Origin of the sequence: Leptospira biflexa serovar Patoc strain 'Patoc 1 (Paris)', assembly GCF_000017685.1 — a bacterium.
Taxonomy (GTDB): domain Bacteria; phylum Spirochaetota; class Leptospiria; order Leptospirales; family Leptospiraceae; genus Leptospira_A; species Leptospira_A biflexa.
Map to the genome: position 1 here is coordinate 3,010,496 of NC_010602.1, position 14,592 is coordinate 3,025,087.

Genomic DNA, 14,592 nt, shown 5'->3' on the forward strand with positions numbered 1-14,592 from the left:
CAAAATCCGATGCAAATGAAGAAGGGTCAAATAGAAAAATGAAATCAAAATCCTTTCGGTACAAAAATTGGGATACTGCTTACTTAGATTCAGAAACACATGGGCCCACTCTCCTCTTTTGTCATGCCAATGGTTACAGTGCCGGTTGTTATCAATATTACTTTGAACGATTAAAAAAACATTACCGCGTCATCGCACCAGACTTTGTGGGGCATGGTCGTTCCGAATTCACTTTGCAATTCAAAAATTGGAATGTGTTCCGCGATCAAATCTTAAGCCTACTCGACCATGAACGAATTACAAATACAACGATCATTGGTCATTCGCTTGGTGGTGCCTCTTCCCTTCTTGCCGCCAAAAAAGAACCACAAAGGTTTACAAAAGTCCTCGCCATGGATCCCGTCATTCTTGGATGGAAGCTCATCCTTTTATCCAAATTTTTGGAGAACCCTTTGGCAAAAGGTGCCAAAAAAAGAAGGACACATTTTAAATCCATAGAGCTTGTTAGGCGGTCATTCCGGAAGTTCCCAGCGTTTGCCAATTTTGAACCTTCCATTTTTGACGATTACCTAAACTCATGTTTTGTGCGAACTGGCCACGAAGACGAAGTGAAACTTTGTTGTGACCCAAGAGTAGAAGCACAAATTTTTGGACACGCGCACTTCCATGTCTTCAAAAACTTTTATGGAATCAAAACAGAAAACCATATCGCCATACCCGAAAAGTTTGAAGTCTGTAGCCCGAAGTATGCGAAACTACTCACGAAGGTCCATCCCAAGTCCAGTGTGACCATCTTTCCAGGTTTCACCCATTTTTTTCCCTTCGAACGACCAGTAGACACTTGGAACTGGATGAAACAAAGTTTAGAAATTGATGGAATGATCGATTGAAGTAACAATTTTTTGAAACAGTATGGGCACCTCGCAATTGTTTGGTGGTCTGGTATCAGATTCCAAAAGCGACCGCGCTTTCCGCTCCAATCTTTCGCCCTGCGAAAGGATTTCCGCTGTAATCGCTGGCGCAATAGAAAATGGATCTGTTTGGCAAACGATATTTTTTATACATGATACAGATTTCGTAAAAACTTTCCTTTTACAGTTTTGTAAATAGAAAAATCAGAATCTATGCTAATGATATTTTCATATTCAAATTTTTCTGCAATACACATTAAGGATGCATCAGCCAAATCCATTGGTAAGTCAGAATATTTTTTCATCCGACTTTTAATATACTTCAGATCTTCAATACTTAGATTAAAGATTTGGATACCACCTCGTTCAATCCATTCCAAAAAATCAGATTGCGCTTCAACTGAGAATGAAAGTAGGTATATAACTTCTGTTACCACAGGCCAGGAAGAGATCAATTCTCCCTTAAATGATTTCAAATATTTAAGAATTGATTTGTGAAACTTGTCTTTTTCGTTAAATAAAGCGATGATGGGACCAGAATCAATGAGTGCTACGTTTTTCATTTTTCTTCCGTAGGTTATCTTGCAGGTATTTTTTTCGATTTTTGGCTAAATCAACCATTCCGGAATTATGTTTTCCAAATAAATCTGAGCCCAATTCAAACGGAGTTTTACGATGCAATCGGTTCTGTAAATATTCCAAAATTGATTGTTTTACGATTTCTGTTCGACTTTTCCCTTCCGATTTTGCAAGCGAATCTAATTCTCTTTCCAAATCTGGTGGGAGGCGTAAACTAATCATAATACCAAACTGTATTACATATCTGTCTTACAGTCAAATCGTATTTTACACTTTTCCTGATTTTTTAAATTTTCTTTATGCTTATGCTTTGTTTCGATTTCATCCAAAACAAAACCCTTCCTCGGACAGGCATTAGGCGAACTTTCAATCAATCCCACTTGCATCCAAGCTTGTACTGCCTCCTTCCCCTCACCAAATCATCTCTCCAACTAACTAGTTTATCATCATTCCCAAAAGTTTACCTACTCCTCAAATTTTTCCGTTTGCCACCCACTCTTACACCAATTCTTTCTTGCCTCCTTGAAACGCTTCTCTCAAATTTGATCCTATGAAAAACGGCAAACAAATGAGACCTAACGGTATTTCTTGGTATTTCTTGTTTTTTTTAGTGCTCTCTTAGGCGCTTGCAAAACTTCGAAAGAGAGTAACGACGACACCACCTTACTCGCCATCCTCCTCGCACAAACGGCTTCCGCTCCTTGTTCCACAAGGTGTCATATGTTTTTAACTAGCTCATCACGAAGTGGAAGAATCGGAATCGGCGGTGTAGCGGGAGCTGATGCTGTTTGTAATGCTGATTCAAATCGAGTACAAGGCAAAACTTATAAAGCTATGGTCACTGTATCTGGCGTAAGAGAAGCATTGGGCAATCCAACAGGAACAATGACATATACCGATTGGGTATTCAAAGCCAATACTTTCTATTCCAATAGCATTGACACGTCCAATACAACGGGTGCAACAACCACTTCCAACCGAATCTTTAGAGATTCCAATACCACCATGCAAATGAATTTTGCCCTCGGTACGAATGGCACTCGCTTTTGGACAGGGATGACGATCACAGGGGGCAATCTAGTGAATAGTAGTGATAACTGCACAAACTGGACGATCACTAATGCTGGTATAAATGGTGTTACAGGACTTGTTGGTGCCAGTACAACTACGTTAGTCGATACAACAACTGACACCTGTAATGTAACAAAAAGTATTGTTTGTGTAGAACAGTAGTTCATTAATACAAAAACAGGAGTCAGATTGTAGTCACCTAACTCCTGTTAGATATTTGTCCTACTTTTGTATGAGTAAAAAAACTTTTCCTCTTTTGGGGATACAATCTCTCCAAGGTAAGTTTGAACGGATTGGATAGTCGCCATTCAGTTTCGATTGAACTCTACAGAGGTTGGGTTGCCTATGATTGGTTTAAGTACTGTTATAAGTCAAATACTTGTTCACAGTGATGAGCTAGGTAACTTGATTGCAAAAATTTTGATTCCTCCAATTTTTTCAAACATTTTGGAAGTCCTCTTATCTTCTAATACTAATGAAAAAACAATAATTTACAAATGAGTCAAATGTTTTTAATATCATAGAAAATTATAGTAATCGAATCAACATTTCTAGCTTTTCTCTATGGAAAATAGTAATTAAAATCAGGTTAAAGAAATTAGAAATTTCCAGATTCAAAGAGGTAAATAAACCTGAATTATTAAAAAAAATGAATATAGAAATTATGGTCTCTATACTGACTCCCGAAATATAACAGTTCGTTCCTGCTTTTCGACATTGATTCCGAATCGATCATTCATCCTCCATCCCCCCACCTTCTCTCCTCAACTTCAATCAAATCAACACTTCTCGATACCGGCCCACAATACAATAAACTGATTGTAAATAAGATTAGATTCGGTTCCAAAAGATGCCGAAACGATATCGATTTCTCCCTAGTCTCTCCTTCTGACAGTTTGATTTCCTGAATTCCTTTTTTTGTAATCTGAATGGAAGGGCAAACGACTTGGTCTTCGCTTAAAAATTCACATTTGTTTGAACCATAAGGAACAGTCGGATTCTTTGGATCATACGGTTCTCTAAATTGAAAGCCATGATAAATTGTAAGATCACTTGTTTGGCAATAAAAGAACGAGGCATCACCATACCTTAGTTTAGTGATCGCATAATACTCTCCCAGTTTTAGAGGGATTACCATGGAAGGATCCGACGGCCGAAGATTTGCTTTTTTTATAAGATGGTCTTGCGGGGAACAATTGTAATCCCCATGGCATTCCTTTGGATCTTGGAAGATTTTTGTTTCTACTACTACATAACCATCTCGGATGGAATTATGCCATCGAAAGTATCCGTAACTTGCATCAGTCATCACATCTGCTTCCAACGTTTTGGGATTGGAAGTAGAACAACGAAGAAGAAGGGTCAGGAGAGATAAGGAAATGTATAGGTATTTTTTCACTTAGTTTTATTTACATTTTATAGTTAGGTTTCGAAACTAAATCTGATTTTTGATCAACTTGAAATATTCTAAAATTATATTCACAGGGATAGGACAAGTTCCTAGGTAAGAATTGATTTATGATAAAGATTTACAAACTCATCAAAAACTTCTTTTCCAATACTAGATTCATTCAAACACCATTCTTTCACTTTTTGTAAATCAAACCTTTGGCTCTTTGCAACGAGTTAAGCTTGGTCTAAACATTCACGTGCGTTAAAACGCAAGTAAGAAGCAAGTCTATCTTTAATACAATCAGTATTCGAATCTTTCCAATTGCATTCGGATAGGTGTAAAAACTAGTCCATAGAGTGAGGTATCATATCGGGATTAGTGAAATAGCACAACTTTAAACTACGAAGAAAATTTTGAGAATGGGTGTAGCTTACGAAAACTCTTCCCATTTCTCTCATAACCAAGCTAACACCTGCACACCTGGCGAACAATGAGTCAGATCTGGTTTTAAAAAATCGGTGAGACCATCAAATGCCTTATAACTAATATTTCGTTTTAAAAACTCCACTTGGAACAATTCCCAAGGTTTATGGTGCACATCCAATGCAGTTTCATACGGATCCTTCCCCCGATACAAAGAGTACCGTTCTGTGAGCCAAAGTTCCCTTGGGTTTGGATGTTTGATCGGATCTGTGACTTGGAATTCCAGCTCTATCCGAGACCGTTTCCCATTCAGATGATACGTATTGTTTGTTCGTTGGATTTTAGAATGCTGGTATGGTAAGCCCGATGAGATTCTTGCAATTTGTGTTGGGATCCATTTTTCCGCTTCGATACTCAAAAAATACACACCAGGTTTTCCGTCTTTGTTCACATAAGTACGTAAATTTACTTCGTGGAAGGTAGAAAGGATTGGGATGGGAAACGTAAACCTTGGATGAACCTTGTCCATAGTAAAGGCAACAACGGAAATCCAATGTTCCCCTTCGAATGGATCTAATTCCAAGTGCCTCGGAACCAAAGAACGTAGTTTCTTTCCATCCACTTGGTAATGGAAAAAAATCGCCTCATTCCATTCTTGGTACCAAAACCATGGATGACTTGGCAAGGGCCATGGACGATGGTTTATTGAATCTAGGATAGTCTTGATAGGTTCTTTCATAAGAAAAAAATCGAGATCGTATCAATCAGAATTACTTAATTGATACGACGTGTTTGCTATATTTCGTAAATATGTTGCGCTTGAAGAACTTTTAGTATTTTCTTATCTAAAGTCCAAAGTTTTAAATTCCTTTGTTTGGTTTCCGAGATTAAAATAGAATCGATAATGCCGATTCCGATCTCTAAATGTTTATTTTCAAAAGATAATTTTCCGGCTTTGACGAACATTCCATTTGAAAAAATGTTATTTAAACTTTCCCAATAATCTAAAACGAAAGCAATTTCACTTTTATTCTTACATCCTTGTAAAAGTTCACCAAAAACAACTTCGTGGGCAATCACATCAGAAGATTCAACCAACCCAACTAACTTTGAAAAATAAGGTTCTTTTCCTCGAAAGAATTCAATCCAAACTGAAGTATCAACTAAAATCATTATGTTCTATTCATTCTTCTAATTTTTTCAGCATTAAATTCATTAGAAAAGTGCAATGGTTGTTTTCTTAATTTTTCATTTAGTTTTTTTACTTTTGCAAGTTTAACCCACTCGGAGAGTGCCTTTTGTAAAGAATCAGTAATATTTTTACCTTCAGTATATTTTTGAACCTCGCTTATTAAATCATCAGGGAGTATCGCCGTTACTTTCATACGATAACAAATACGATACCATTTCGTATTTGTCAATCTTAATATTTTTGTCTAATATGGATTTTGCAAACATGTCTCATAACACTTGATAAACGAGAAAAAAACTCTTTCGAAGTCCATATGAATCTCTGAATGAATTGCTATTCTATCCCTTAGCTTTAACCCTTATATATTGATCGCTTCCCCAAGAACGGCGGCAGCACTTTCCATAATTCCTTCGGCAAGTGTGGGGTGAGCATGGATCGTATTTGCAAGTTCCCGGACTGTGATCTCCATATTGGCACCTAATGTGAGTTCTGCGATGAGTTCCGTCGCTCCAGGACCAATGATATGGGCTCCTAAAATTTCTCCATGTTTGGCATCGGAAACAATTTTGACCATACCCGTTGTATCCCCTTGTGCCTGTGCACGACCACTGGCAGAAAAAGGAAATTTTCCAATTTTGAGTTCGTGTCCCATTGCTTTCGCTTTGTCTTCACTGAGGCCCACACTTGCCACTTCTGGATGGCAATACGTACAACCTGGAATGTAAGAATAGTTCAATCGATTGATCTGCAGTAAATGGGGATTTCCCAATCGAACCGAAATGTCTTCGGCAGCACGAATCCCTTCGGCACTTGCCACATGGGCAAGGGATGGAGTTGGAATACAATCACCGATGGCATAAATATGATCTACTGTTGAACGGTAGTTACCCGTGAATTCTACAAATCCATTTTTTAATTTGACTCCGATCTCATCAAGACCAATGGCATTGGTATTTGGCGAGATCCCCACACCCACAATCACCTTATCAAAGTTTAATTTTTCTTTTTTGGCCGAATTTCTGTCTTGGATGGTGAGCAGAACTCCAGAATCGGAAACAGATGCTGTTTCCACTCCATAACTTAAGTACTGTTCGATCCCTCGTTTTTTAAAACTACGTTCCAAAATACTGGAGATTTCTTTGTCTTCGTTCGGAAGGAGATGGTCTTGGAATTCAATGATGCTCACTTTGGATCCCATACTCGCATAAAAATCAGCAAATTCCACTCCAATCGCTCCTGCCCCAATGATGGCAAGATTAGCAATGACCTTTGGTTCTACCATGGCTTCCCTAGCAGATAATACGCGTTTGCCGTCAAATGGCAAAAAGGGAAGGGCTTTGTTTTTGGCACCCACTGCTAATATAAAATAATCAGCTGTCAGGGAAGTCACTTCGCCACTAATTGATTTCACTTCGATCGATTTGGAATTTAAAAACTTTGCCTCACCACTCACTACGGTGACTTTGTTTTTTTTCATTAAAAATTCCACACCCTTTGCCATTTGGTCTGCGACAGAACGGGAACGTTTGATGACAGCATCAAAATCGACTTTGATATTGTCCGCAGAGATTCCAAACTTGGCGGCTTCTTTGAGATGTTCTAAAACATGAGCACTTTCTAACAAGGCTTTGGTGGGAATACAACCCCAATTCAAACAAACTCCACCGAGTTTATCTCGTTCGACGACACATGTTTGTAAGCCGAGTTGGGCGGCACGAATGGCGGCGACATAACCACCAGGCCCTCCTCCAATTACGATCACTTGGAAATGGTTTGAATTGGACATACGTTCTCCCGATAGAATGAGATACCGTACAAAAAAGGAAAGTCAAGACCTCTTTTTTGCGACGATGAGCATTCGGGCTCCCGTTTTGATGTATTTTTCACCGTCGTAATTGCTATAAACATTTAGGATGTCAAATTTGTTTTCGTCTAAGAAATTTCGCACTTGAGGGAAATGAAACACTCGCATCGTGTGTTTGTCTTTTAAATCCTTTTGATTTAAGTTATATACATAATTGACTTCTACGATCGCAACATCATCTGCTCTTGTTAAGCGAAATCCCCTGTTCCTTCGAATGGAAGTTGTGCCTTGCCTTACATTACTAACAGTCGTGATGGGCTTTCGTTTGATTCGATGAATCGGATCTGCATTCCAGATTTCTAAAACGAGTAACCCTGCTTGTTTTAAGTTTTTTTGACAATTCCGTAAAAAATTTTGAACTAAGTCGTCATTCACCAAATAATTAAACGTTCCATAAAGGCAAATCACAGCATCAACAGGTTGTTTGGTGACATAGGCTTCCATTTTACCTAATTCGAAGGAACAATGTGGGAATCTGACTTTTGCAATTTCTAACATTCGTGGAGATCCATCCACACCCAGCGGTTTGAACCCCATCCCTTGTAGTTCTTTGATGTGTTCCCCTGTCCCACAGCCGATGTCGAGGACGGTATGAATTTTATGTCGCTTGAATGTTTCTCTTAGGAAGAGGATTTCTTCAGAAAACTTGCGGCCGGGTTCTTCAATGGTAAAATAATATTCTGCTAATTCGGAATAGAGTTTCATTTGCCCCTAGCGGAATCGGAAAATCATTTTAGAGAATCCCCTTTTTACCCGTTATATTGAGTAACGGCCAAGGTACCATGAAACGATATACAATTCCTACAATTTTTTTTGCCATTGGAGCGACCTTACAATTCCTATTCTATTTTTCTTGGGTGAGTTTTACCCTACTCACCGTTTCGTGCCTTCTCCTCACACTTTTTTTGTATAGTTTGGATCTACAGTCCCTACCAAACGCACAAGAGAACGAAGCTCCAAATGACAAGACAAGTGTCACTTTAGACCTGGAGCAAACGAAATCACACAACCAAAGTTCTGAAACAGATATTGTCTTTGATACAAACTCTCCCTTAAATTCGGATGCATCCAATGCGATAGAAATGGAAAAAGAAACGAAAGAAATCCTCTGGACCATTGATCCCATTCTCTTTGCTCGTGAATCGGTACAAATGGAAGAAAGAAAACTATTTTGTGATACTGTCAAAGAATACCCGTTTGCTTTTCAAAGTCCAAAACTATCTTCCATCCAATATGTATATTTTGATGGAAAAGAATTCAAAGAGTGTTTTTGGCAAAAATCAGAAATGCTCGTAGAAACGGATGATAACCCAATTGAGTGGAACGAATGGGAAGAAAGTAGAATCCGAGACTCTTTGCCTGTTATCTCTAAAAACAAACGTAAGTTATATGTCCCTCTGACCATCAATGCAAACCTATTCGGTTTTTTATGTTTTTCTACAAAGGAACATTGGTTAGACGAAGATACTCAAACCTTTTGGGAAGAGGTTACCAATCTCTCTGAAAAGATTTTGGCAAAACGAGAATATGCAAAGGTGACAAAACACCCGTTTACAAAACTATACACCGTTTCTCATTTTTACCAAATTGCAAAATCATCCTTTGAAGCTTCGGAAAAGAAAACTTTGGTTCTGTTTAAGTTCATCGATACCAATTTTCAATCAGAACTCGCGATTGGACTGAACCATCTTGGATTAAAACATTCTGTGATTGGATTGGGACTTTTTCAGTTAGAAGAAGATCTTTATTCTGCTCTCATTCCCAATGAAAGACTAGAATCCTTTTCTTCTTTTTTCCAACAATTCATTGAGGAATTGGATCAGTTAGGTTACCCATCGGAAGTGGCAATTGGATATTCTAATCCTACCACCCCCGATTTAAAATTTGATGTTTGGATCAAAAAAGCATATAGTTCCTTGGAAGAAAGTATCCTTTACCACGCCGCCTAAATGGATCCACTGATTGATGAAAAATTCATTTTGACGGTTTCACAAGTATTACCGGAACATTTTTACAAAACCTTACTTGTGTTTGCCGATAGAGAGGCCTACGGGCCTTCCAAAAATGAAGGGCTTTGTTTTGAAAATTGTACACTCGTTGAATTTGTAGGAGATATCAACGGAAAACTTTATTTAGCTTTAGATGGGTATACCAAACTCAAACTTTTACCAAAAATTGCAAAAGCCTTTCAGATCGATCCCACATCGAGATCCCACTCTGCATCCATCATGATGGAATTTGCCAACCAAATCGCAGGAAAATTGATTACTGAAATGCGACTTGGCCGTTATGAAATCGATATTTTACCTCCTGAAAATTTAAACCATAAACTTGTTCCCATCTCGCTGGAACACTTCCGCCAATACATTCTGATCTTTAACTTAAAAGACAGGCGTGGGGATGAATACATGGGAAGATTGTACTTGATTTTATTGTTGGAAAAATTCCCTACTCCCCAAAACTAAAGTCGAATGAAACCTTATGTTTTGGCACTCCCACTCATTTTGAGTTATGCAGGACTAAAACAAAAAAAATCTTTAGAACGTAAGGAATTCACTCTACCTGAAACAGGTAGAAAAACCTATCTTTTTTACCCCAAGGACAAAGATCCAAACTCATTCCCAGGTGTGTACATCCAACATGGTATGAGTGCCATGGGAATTGATGATCCAAGGATCATTGATCTCGCAGAAAATATCGCAAGTACAGGTCACTCTGTCATTTTACCAGAACTACCTGAAGTCAAAGGACTGAGAATCGAAGCAGAAACCATTACTCACATTCAAAACTTGATGATGGAGATTCACGCAAGCAAACGGTTGTTTGATGGTGAAAATTTAGGATATTTATCCGCTAGTTTTTCTGCTGGAATGGGACTCATTGCCGCATCCAGGTCCAATACTCGAAACAAAATCAAAACCAGTATGCTCATTGGTGGTTATTGTAATTTTTTTGAAGCGGTTCCTTTTGTATTCTCTCATTATGAAATGGATCCCTATGCCGTGTATGTCATACTCTTCAACATGCTCCATCGATTTGAACCCGATCTTGCTGAAGAATTAGAAATGGTTTACTATGAAGCAGCCCTTGACAACGGACTCAAACGAATCGGAAACGATGCCAAAACAAGTTCCCGATTAGAAAAAACTTCGAAACGTGCCAAAGAATTTTTCTATCAGGTTCATGCCGACCGGAGCTTTCGCTTGGATCTCGCCAAACAGGTTCTGGACACTGTTCCGGAAAAACTCCCGGAAACCCTCTCTCCCTTCTACCAATTGGAAACCTTAGCAGGACCTGTGGCCCTCCTACATGGAAAAACTGACCCGGTGATCTCCGCTACCGAATCGGAAAAACTTGCCTTACTTTTACAGGGAAAAGGGATCCCTTTCGTCCATCGGACTTCGACGGCCCTGACCCACGGGGATAGCCTCCCTCTCCACTCCCAAATCTTTGGGGTACCAGCTCTACTCCAAACTTTTGGTAGTTTTCTGCACTGGCTCGATCGATAACACTACAGAAATTGTCGTTTCTCCTAAAAAAACTGCCGATACTATTGTCAGAATGGACGTAAAAAATGCACCGGACTTCAATCCGGAACGGGGACTCAAGATCCAAATCTCCGAGGATCGTTTGACTGCAACTTTGGTGGTAAAACCGATTTGGCTGTTAGGTGGTTCTATGAGCAATATTCTCATTTATGAGGCACTTGATAATGCAACCATTCATAGAGACCGCATTTTGATGAAAGATGTGGACCTGGCCGCTCTTGAAATCGAAAAAATTTTAAAAGATCCCACAAAGGTAAAAGAAGAATTTACATTCGTTGTTGGCAAGGGAATTCCCGCAAAACAAGGAGAAAGTGGTTGGGTCAAATTTTATTTCCCAAGAGCCCAACGTGTTGTGTTAAAAGATGATGGATCTGCCGATTTTCGTAATATCAATAAATATGTTCACGTCAAAGAAGGGGAAAAACTTGCCACTTTATTTGAAGGCATCGCCGGAGAACAAGGGATAGATGTGATTGGCAATCCCATTTACCCCAATCCCATCGACAGACCAAGACTCACTCTTGGAAAAAATGTTTTACCGAAAACCATCGATGATCCTGAGAAACCAGGAAGACAATTAAAAGAATACTTTGCATCTCTTAGTGGAGTAGTTTTCTCCACAGACACTTCGCTTACGGTTTCTCCTGAGCTCAATATTGAAAGTAACATTGGACTCGGAACAGGGAATATCAATTTTGAAGGGACCATCCGAGTGAAAGGAACCATTGAAGAAGGCGCCGTTGTCAACTGCCAAGGTTCTCTTTATTTAGATGGGAACGTTGAATCATCGGATGTGATTGTTGGTGAAGACTTAGAAGTCAAAGGTGGCGTCAAAGCCAAAGGTAGAGGTGTCATCCGAATCAAAGGAGACCTTCGCGCGAAATTCATCGAAAATGCCAATTTGGAAATTGATGGCGATTGTATCATTGAAAACTTTATTTTAGGAAGTCGAATCCTTTGTCTTGGAAATATCATACTCACAGGGGAAACATCTTCTATCATTGGAAGTGATCTCATTTCTTACCAAGGGATCACGGTATCATCACTCGGTTCGTCTGCACAAATGGATACTGTGGTGGAAGTTGGTTTTCATTATAAAAATGACCGACTGCTCACAGAAGGGAGTTCTCGTCTTTCTGATATGGAAAAAGAATTAGAAGCCCTAGTCCCTGAAATCCAAAAGATCAAAGAAGTGGTCCAACGTTCTCGTGGTAAGATTGATGAAGCGAGAAAAGAAAAGTTCAAAGAAATCTTTGATGCCTATCAGAAAAAAAACAAAACCGTTGAATTATTAAAATCCAAAATTGAAGAACTCAAAGGGGCTCGTTACAACCAAGACAATGTGAAAGTTGTGGTTCGAAACACAGCCCATCCTGGCGCCGTGATCAAATATAGAAGGCAAGTGGAAAAAATCACGAAGGCACAATCTTCGTTTGTGATGAATTTTTTCCCGAACCAAGATAAGGCGATGCTCACAGCCTTCAAAGGTAAGTAAATAAAGGCAAACATACGTTAGCCTTCATTGATACAATCGAATCTGCTATTGGGAATTTTCTAGTCTAGTCTGGTACAATCTAATCTAATTTAGCCTAATTCAAGTCGATACTAATTTTGTCTCAACTGATTGGTTCGATCTAATTCAACTTCAATCCCAGTTTTTTCAGTTTGGGAAAGATCACATAATGGCAGTACGGATTTTGTGGGTTTAAGGTAAAATAATTTTGGTGGTAGTCTTCTGCAGGGTAAAAGGTGGGAGCAGGAGAAATTTCTGTGACAATAGGATCTGGAAACAGAAACGCGTGTTTACGTTTGGATTCAACTGCTAATTCTTTTTGCTTTTCGTTCAAATAAAAAATCACAGAACGGTATTGTGTTCCCACATCATTTCCTTGTTTGTTGAGAGTCGTTGGATCATGGGAAACCCAAAAGATCTCAAGGATTTTTGCATACGAAATGATTTCAGGATTGTATTCAATTTGGATCACTTCCGCATGCCCTGTGGTGCCTGTACAAATCTCTTTATAACTTGGGTTTGGTGATGATCCTCCAGCATACCCAGAAACAACGGATAAAACTCCTGGAATACGTAAGTACACTGCTTCCGTACACCAAAAACACCCTCCACCTAAAATTGCTTTTTCCGTCATACATTCTTTAGACGAAAAGAAATCTCCTCAGGTACAAAACATCCTAATTCTGTGATAAAGTTTTTGATAAATTTTGCCTTTGTGATGTCAAAGGATGGATTGAGAGCCCGTGCACCGATTGGAGAGGTTTTTCCCTCTGGAAATAAAAAGTTTCCTTCTTCGTTTTTCAAAAAATCAAATTGGGTGACTTCTGATTCTTTGCGCATTTCAATGGGAATCTCATCTCCCGTTTTTAGTTTTAAGTCAAAACTGTCTTTTGTGGCACAGACATAAAATGGCACTTTGTGTTCATAAGCAACAATGGCAAGATTGTAAGTACCAATTTTATTGGCTGTATCTCCATTAGTGGCAACGCGGTCACAACCCACAAGCACGGCATCAATCTTACGATGGTTCATAAGCCAACCAGACATTCCATCCGTAATGATATAACATTCAATCCCCTCTTCCATCATCTCAAAGGCAGTGAGCCTTGAACCTTGGAGGAAGGGCCGAGTTTCATCAGCATAAACCACCACTTTTTTACCTTGGTCTCGCAAACTCCGAATCACACCGAGTGCTGTGCCATGCCCAGCTGTGGCAAGTGCTCCTGTATTACAATGGGTGATGATATGAAACTCATTTTGGTTTTTTGGAAAAAGATCGGCACCGTTTTTTCCTAAGGTTTGATTTGCCTTTAAGTCTTGAACCATCATCTCTAGGGCATATGATTCCCAAACCTTAGCGATGGAATCCCAATGGGAGACCCCTTCTACTCGTTTTTTTGCTTCCTTCAATGCAAAACTTAAGTTCACTGCAGTAGGTCTTGACTCAAACACTTGTTTGATGAGGGAATCAACATCCACTGGATTTGAATTTCCAGATTTTTTTTTGGCACCCAGTGTGATACCAAAGATGCCTGTGATGGCAATTGCGGGAGCTCCCCTAACGGCCATTTCACGGATAGCCACAATTGTTTCTTCCATTGTTTGGATTTGCAAAAATTCCTTTTTCCCGGGTAGTACCCTTTGGTCAAGAAGGGAGAGAAAAGTGGATTTCCACTGGATGGGTAAAAATTCCGGTTGGGACATCTCTCCATTTTTTTTGGTAGGTGTGGAAAAAAAATGAAAAAACGGGTTGACGGATCCGTGTGCATCGCACAAAAAAGAATAGTGCATTGCACAACTGACAACCGAAAAAAGGGGAAATGAAAATGGAACAACAAGTAAAAGACGGATTAAACTTTATCTTAGGCGCAGTGAATACTGCAAAAGTAGAAGCGGAAAAAGCATTCTCTACAATCAATACAGAATTTCAAAACTTAGCAGCGAAAGGTGCTCAAGACCAAAGCGAAGTTTCTGTAAACCTTAGAAAATACGTTCAAGAAGGTCTTTCTCAAGTAGAAACCATCATTGGAAAAGCAAACACTGTTGTAGCTGATGCAAAAGCAAAAGTAGCAACTGTTACATCTAAAGCATAATCCAA

Annotated in this window: 17 protein-coding genes and 1 pseudogene; 7 read left to right on the forward strand and 11 right to left on the reverse strand. The window is 39.1% G+C overall.

Features of this window, described 5'->3' with window-relative positions; all coding sequences use genetic code 11:
• The first annotated feature begins 38 nt into the window (after nt 1–38).
• Nucleotides 39–890 carry an alpha/beta hydrolase gene (locus tag LEPBI_RS14270; RefSeq protein ID WP_012389838.1) on the forward strand — a complete coding sequence of 284 codons (852 nt, stop codon included), beginning with the start codon at nt 39–41 and terminating at the stop codon, nt 888–890.
• 167 nt (nt 891–1,057) lie between these two features.
• Here the strand turns inward: LEPBI_RS14270 and LEPBI_RS14275 are convergent, their stop codons facing one another.
• Nucleotides 1,058–1,474: a type II toxin-antitoxin system VapC family toxin gene (locus LEPBI_RS14275; protein ID WP_012389839.1), complete on the reverse strand. Its 417-nt coding sequence runs from the start codon at nt 1,472–1,474 to the stop codon at nt 1,058–1,060.
• Nucleotides 1,452–1,712: a ribbon-helix-helix protein, CopG family gene (locus tag LEPBI_RS14280; protein ID WP_012389840.1), complete on the reverse strand. Its 261-nt coding sequence runs from the start codon at nt 1,710–1,712 to the stop codon at nt 1,452–1,454. Before LEPBI_RS14280 ends, LEPBI_RS14275 begins: the two co-directional genes overlap by 23 nt.
• Before the next feature lie 366 nt (nt 1,713–2,078).
• On the opposite strand from LEPBI_RS14280, the gene LEPBI_RS14285 reads away from it, so the two are divergent.
• Nucleotides 2,079–2,723 (forward strand): DUF1554 domain-containing protein, encoded by a 645-nt coding sequence (locus LEPBI_RS14285; protein WP_012389841.1) that lies wholly within the window; start codon nt 2,079–2,081, stop codon nt 2,721–2,723.
• A gap of 574 nt (nt 2,724–3,297) precedes the next feature.
• On the opposite strand, the gene LEPBI_RS14290 is transcribed toward LEPBI_RS14285, so the two are convergent.
• The 7 genes and pseudogenes from LEPBI_RS14290 to LEPBI_RS14315 form a co-directional block, all read right to left on the reverse strand.
• Nucleotides 3,298–3,960: a hypothetical protein gene (locus LEPBI_RS14290; RefSeq protein ID WP_012389842.1), complete on the reverse strand. Its 663-nt coding sequence runs from the start codon at nt 3,958–3,960 to the stop codon at nt 3,298–3,300.
• A gap of 101 nt (nt 3,961–4,061) precedes the next feature.
• A pseudogene (locus tag LEPBI_RS19270) lies at nt 4,062–4,265 on the reverse strand (hypothetical protein); the annotation flags it as partial.
• A gap of 143 nt (nt 4,266–4,408) precedes the next feature.
• Nucleotides 4,409–5,116: a YqjF family protein gene (locus tag LEPBI_RS14295; protein WP_012389843.1), complete on the reverse strand. Its 708-nt coding sequence runs from the start codon at nt 5,114–5,116 to the stop codon at nt 4,409–4,411.
• Between the two features lie 56 nt (nt 5,117–5,172).
• Nucleotides 5,173–5,550, reverse strand: coding sequence for a PIN domain-containing protein (locus LEPBI_RS14300; RefSeq protein WP_012389844.1), 378 nt, complete (start codon nt 5,548–5,550; stop codon nt 5,173–5,175).
• A complete protein-coding gene (locus LEPBI_RS14305; protein ID WP_041769896.1) occupies nt 5,550–5,762 on the reverse strand; it encodes a hypothetical protein in 213 nt (70 codons plus the stop codon). The genes LEPBI_RS14300 and LEPBI_RS14305 overlap by 1 nt, the downstream gene beginning before the upstream one ends.
• Nucleotides 5,763–5,927: 165 nt before the next feature.
• Nucleotides 5,928–7,355 (reverse strand): dihydrolipoyl dehydrogenase, encoded by a 1,428-nt coding sequence (gene lpdA, locus LEPBI_RS14310; protein WP_012389846.1) that lies wholly within the window; start codon nt 7,353–7,355, stop codon nt 5,928–5,930.
• A gap of 42 nt (nt 7,356–7,397) precedes the next feature.
• Nucleotides 7,398–8,138 carry a class I SAM-dependent DNA methyltransferase gene (locus LEPBI_RS14315; protein WP_012389847.1) on the reverse strand — a complete coding sequence of 247 codons (741 nt, stop codon included), beginning with the start codon at nt 8,136–8,138 and terminating at the stop codon, nt 7,398–7,400.
• 77 nt (nt 8,139–8,215) lie between these two features.
• Here LEPBI_RS14315 and LEPBI_RS14320 point away from each other — a divergent pair, with 77 nt between their 5' ends.
• Genes LEPBI_RS14320 through LEPBI_RS14335 form a run of 4 tightly spaced genes read left to right on the forward strand, consistent with a single transcriptional unit; the run spans nt 8,216 to nt 12,476 of the window.
• Nucleotides 8,216–9,382: a hypothetical protein gene (locus LEPBI_RS14320; RefSeq protein ID WP_012389848.1), complete on the forward strand. Its 1,167-nt coding sequence runs from the start codon at nt 8,216–8,218 to the stop codon at nt 9,380–9,382.
• Nucleotides 9,383–9,898 carry a chemotaxis protein CheX gene (locus LEPBI_RS14325; protein ID WP_012389849.1) on the forward strand — a complete coding sequence of 172 codons (516 nt, stop codon included), beginning with the start codon at nt 9,383–9,385 and terminating at the stop codon, nt 9,896–9,898.
• A 6-nt stretch (nt 9,899–9,904) separates the two neighbouring features.
• Nucleotides 9,905–10,942, forward strand: a complete 1,038-nt coding sequence (locus LEPBI_RS14330; protein ID WP_012389850.1) for a hypothetical protein — start codon at nt 9,905–9,907, stop codon at nt 10,940–10,942.
• A 52-nt stretch (nt 10,943–10,994) separates the two neighbouring features.
• Nucleotides 10,995–12,476, forward strand: coding sequence for a FapA family protein (locus tag LEPBI_RS14335; RefSeq protein ID WP_012389851.1), 1,482 nt, complete (start codon nt 10,995–10,997; stop codon nt 12,474–12,476).
• Between the two features lie 139 nt (nt 12,477–12,615).
• Here LEPBI_RS14335 and msrA read toward each other — a convergent pair whose 3' ends face one another.
• Both msrA and mtnA read right to left on the reverse strand, forming a co-directional pair.
• Nucleotides 12,616–13,128 (reverse strand): peptide-methionine (S)-S-oxide reductase MsrA, encoded by a 513-nt coding sequence (msrA, locus tag LEPBI_RS14340; RefSeq protein WP_012389852.1) that lies wholly within the window; start codon nt 13,126–13,128, stop codon nt 12,616–12,618.
• A complete protein-coding gene (gene mtnA, locus LEPBI_RS14345; RefSeq protein WP_012389853.1) occupies nt 13,125–14,198 on the reverse strand; it encodes an S-methyl-5-thioribose-1-phosphate isomerase in 1,074 nt (357 codons plus the stop codon). The genes msrA and mtnA overlap by 4 nt, the downstream gene beginning before the upstream one ends.
• A gap of 122 nt (nt 14,199–14,320) precedes the next feature.
• Here mtnA and LEPBI_RS14350 point away from each other — a divergent pair, with 122 nt between their 5' ends.
• The gene (locus LEPBI_RS14350) at nt 14,321–14,587 is read left to right on the forward strand and encodes a sigma-54 down-regulated protein (protein ID WP_012476404.1); all 267 of its coding nucleotides are present in this window, start codon (nt 14,321–14,323) and stop codon (nt 14,585–14,587) included.
• Nucleotides 14,588–14,592: the final 5 nt, after the last annotated feature.

What these genes read in the sequence shown, in the direction of transcription:
- LEPBI_RS14325 (WP_012389849.1), top strand. Translation starts at nt 9,383, where the DNA reads ATGGATCCACTGATTGATGAAAAATTCATTTTGACGGTTTCACAAGTA.
- LEPBI_RS14350 (WP_012476404.1), top strand. Translation starts at nt 14,321, where the DNA reads ATGGAACAACAAGTAAAAGACGGATTAAACTTTATCTTAGGCGCAGTG.
- LEPBI_RS14300 (WP_012389844.1), bottom strand. Translation starts at nt 5,550, where the DNA reads ATGATTTTAGTTGATACTTCAGTTTGGATTGAATTCTTTCGAGGAAAA.
- LEPBI_RS14305 (WP_041769896.1), bottom strand. Translation starts at nt 5,762, where the DNA reads ATGAAAGTAACGGCGATACTCCCTGATGATTTAATAAGCGAGGTTCAA.
- LEPBI_RS14320 (WP_012389848.1), top strand. Translation starts at nt 8,216, where the DNA reads ATGAAACGATATACAATTCCTACAATTTTTTTTGCCATTGGAGCGACC.
- LEPBI_RS14280 (WP_012389840.1), bottom strand. Translation starts at nt 1,712, where the DNA reads ATGATTAGTTTACGCCTCCCACCAGATTTGGAAAGAGAATTAGATTCG.
- LEPBI_RS14270 (WP_012389838.1), top strand. Translation starts at nt 39, where the DNA reads ATGAAATCAAAATCCTTTCGGTACAAAAATTGGGATACTGCTTACTTA.
- lpdA (WP_012389846.1), bottom strand. Translation starts at nt 7,355, where the DNA reads ATGTCCAATTCAAACCATTTCCAAGTGATCGTAATTGGAGGAGGGCCT.
- LEPBI_RS14330 (WP_012389850.1), top strand. Translation starts at nt 9,905, where the DNA reads ATGAAACCTTATGTTTTGGCACTCCCACTCATTTTGAGTTATGCAGGA.
- LEPBI_RS14335 (WP_012389851.1), top strand. Translation starts at nt 10,995, where the DNA reads ATGGACGTAAAAAATGCACCGGACTTCAATCCGGAACGGGGACTCAAG.
- LEPBI_RS14275 (WP_012389839.1), bottom strand. Translation starts at nt 1,474, where the DNA reads ATGAAAAACGTAGCACTCATTGATTCTGGTCCCATCATCGCTTTATTT.
- LEPBI_RS14315 (WP_012389847.1), bottom strand. Translation starts at nt 8,138, where the DNA reads ATGAAACTCTATTCCGAATTAGCAGAATATTATTTTACCATTGAAGAA.
- mtnA (WP_012389853.1), bottom strand. Translation starts at nt 14,198, where the DNA reads ATGTCCCAACCGGAATTTTTACCCATCCAGTGGAAATCCACTTTTCTC.
- msrA (WP_012389852.1), bottom strand. Translation starts at nt 13,128, where the DNA reads ATGACGGAAAAAGCAATTTTAGGTGGAGGGTGTTTTTGGTGTACGGAA.
- LEPBI_RS14295 (WP_012389843.1), bottom strand. Translation starts at nt 5,116, where the DNA reads ATGAAAGAACCTATCAAGACTATCCTAGATTCAATAAACCATCGTCCA.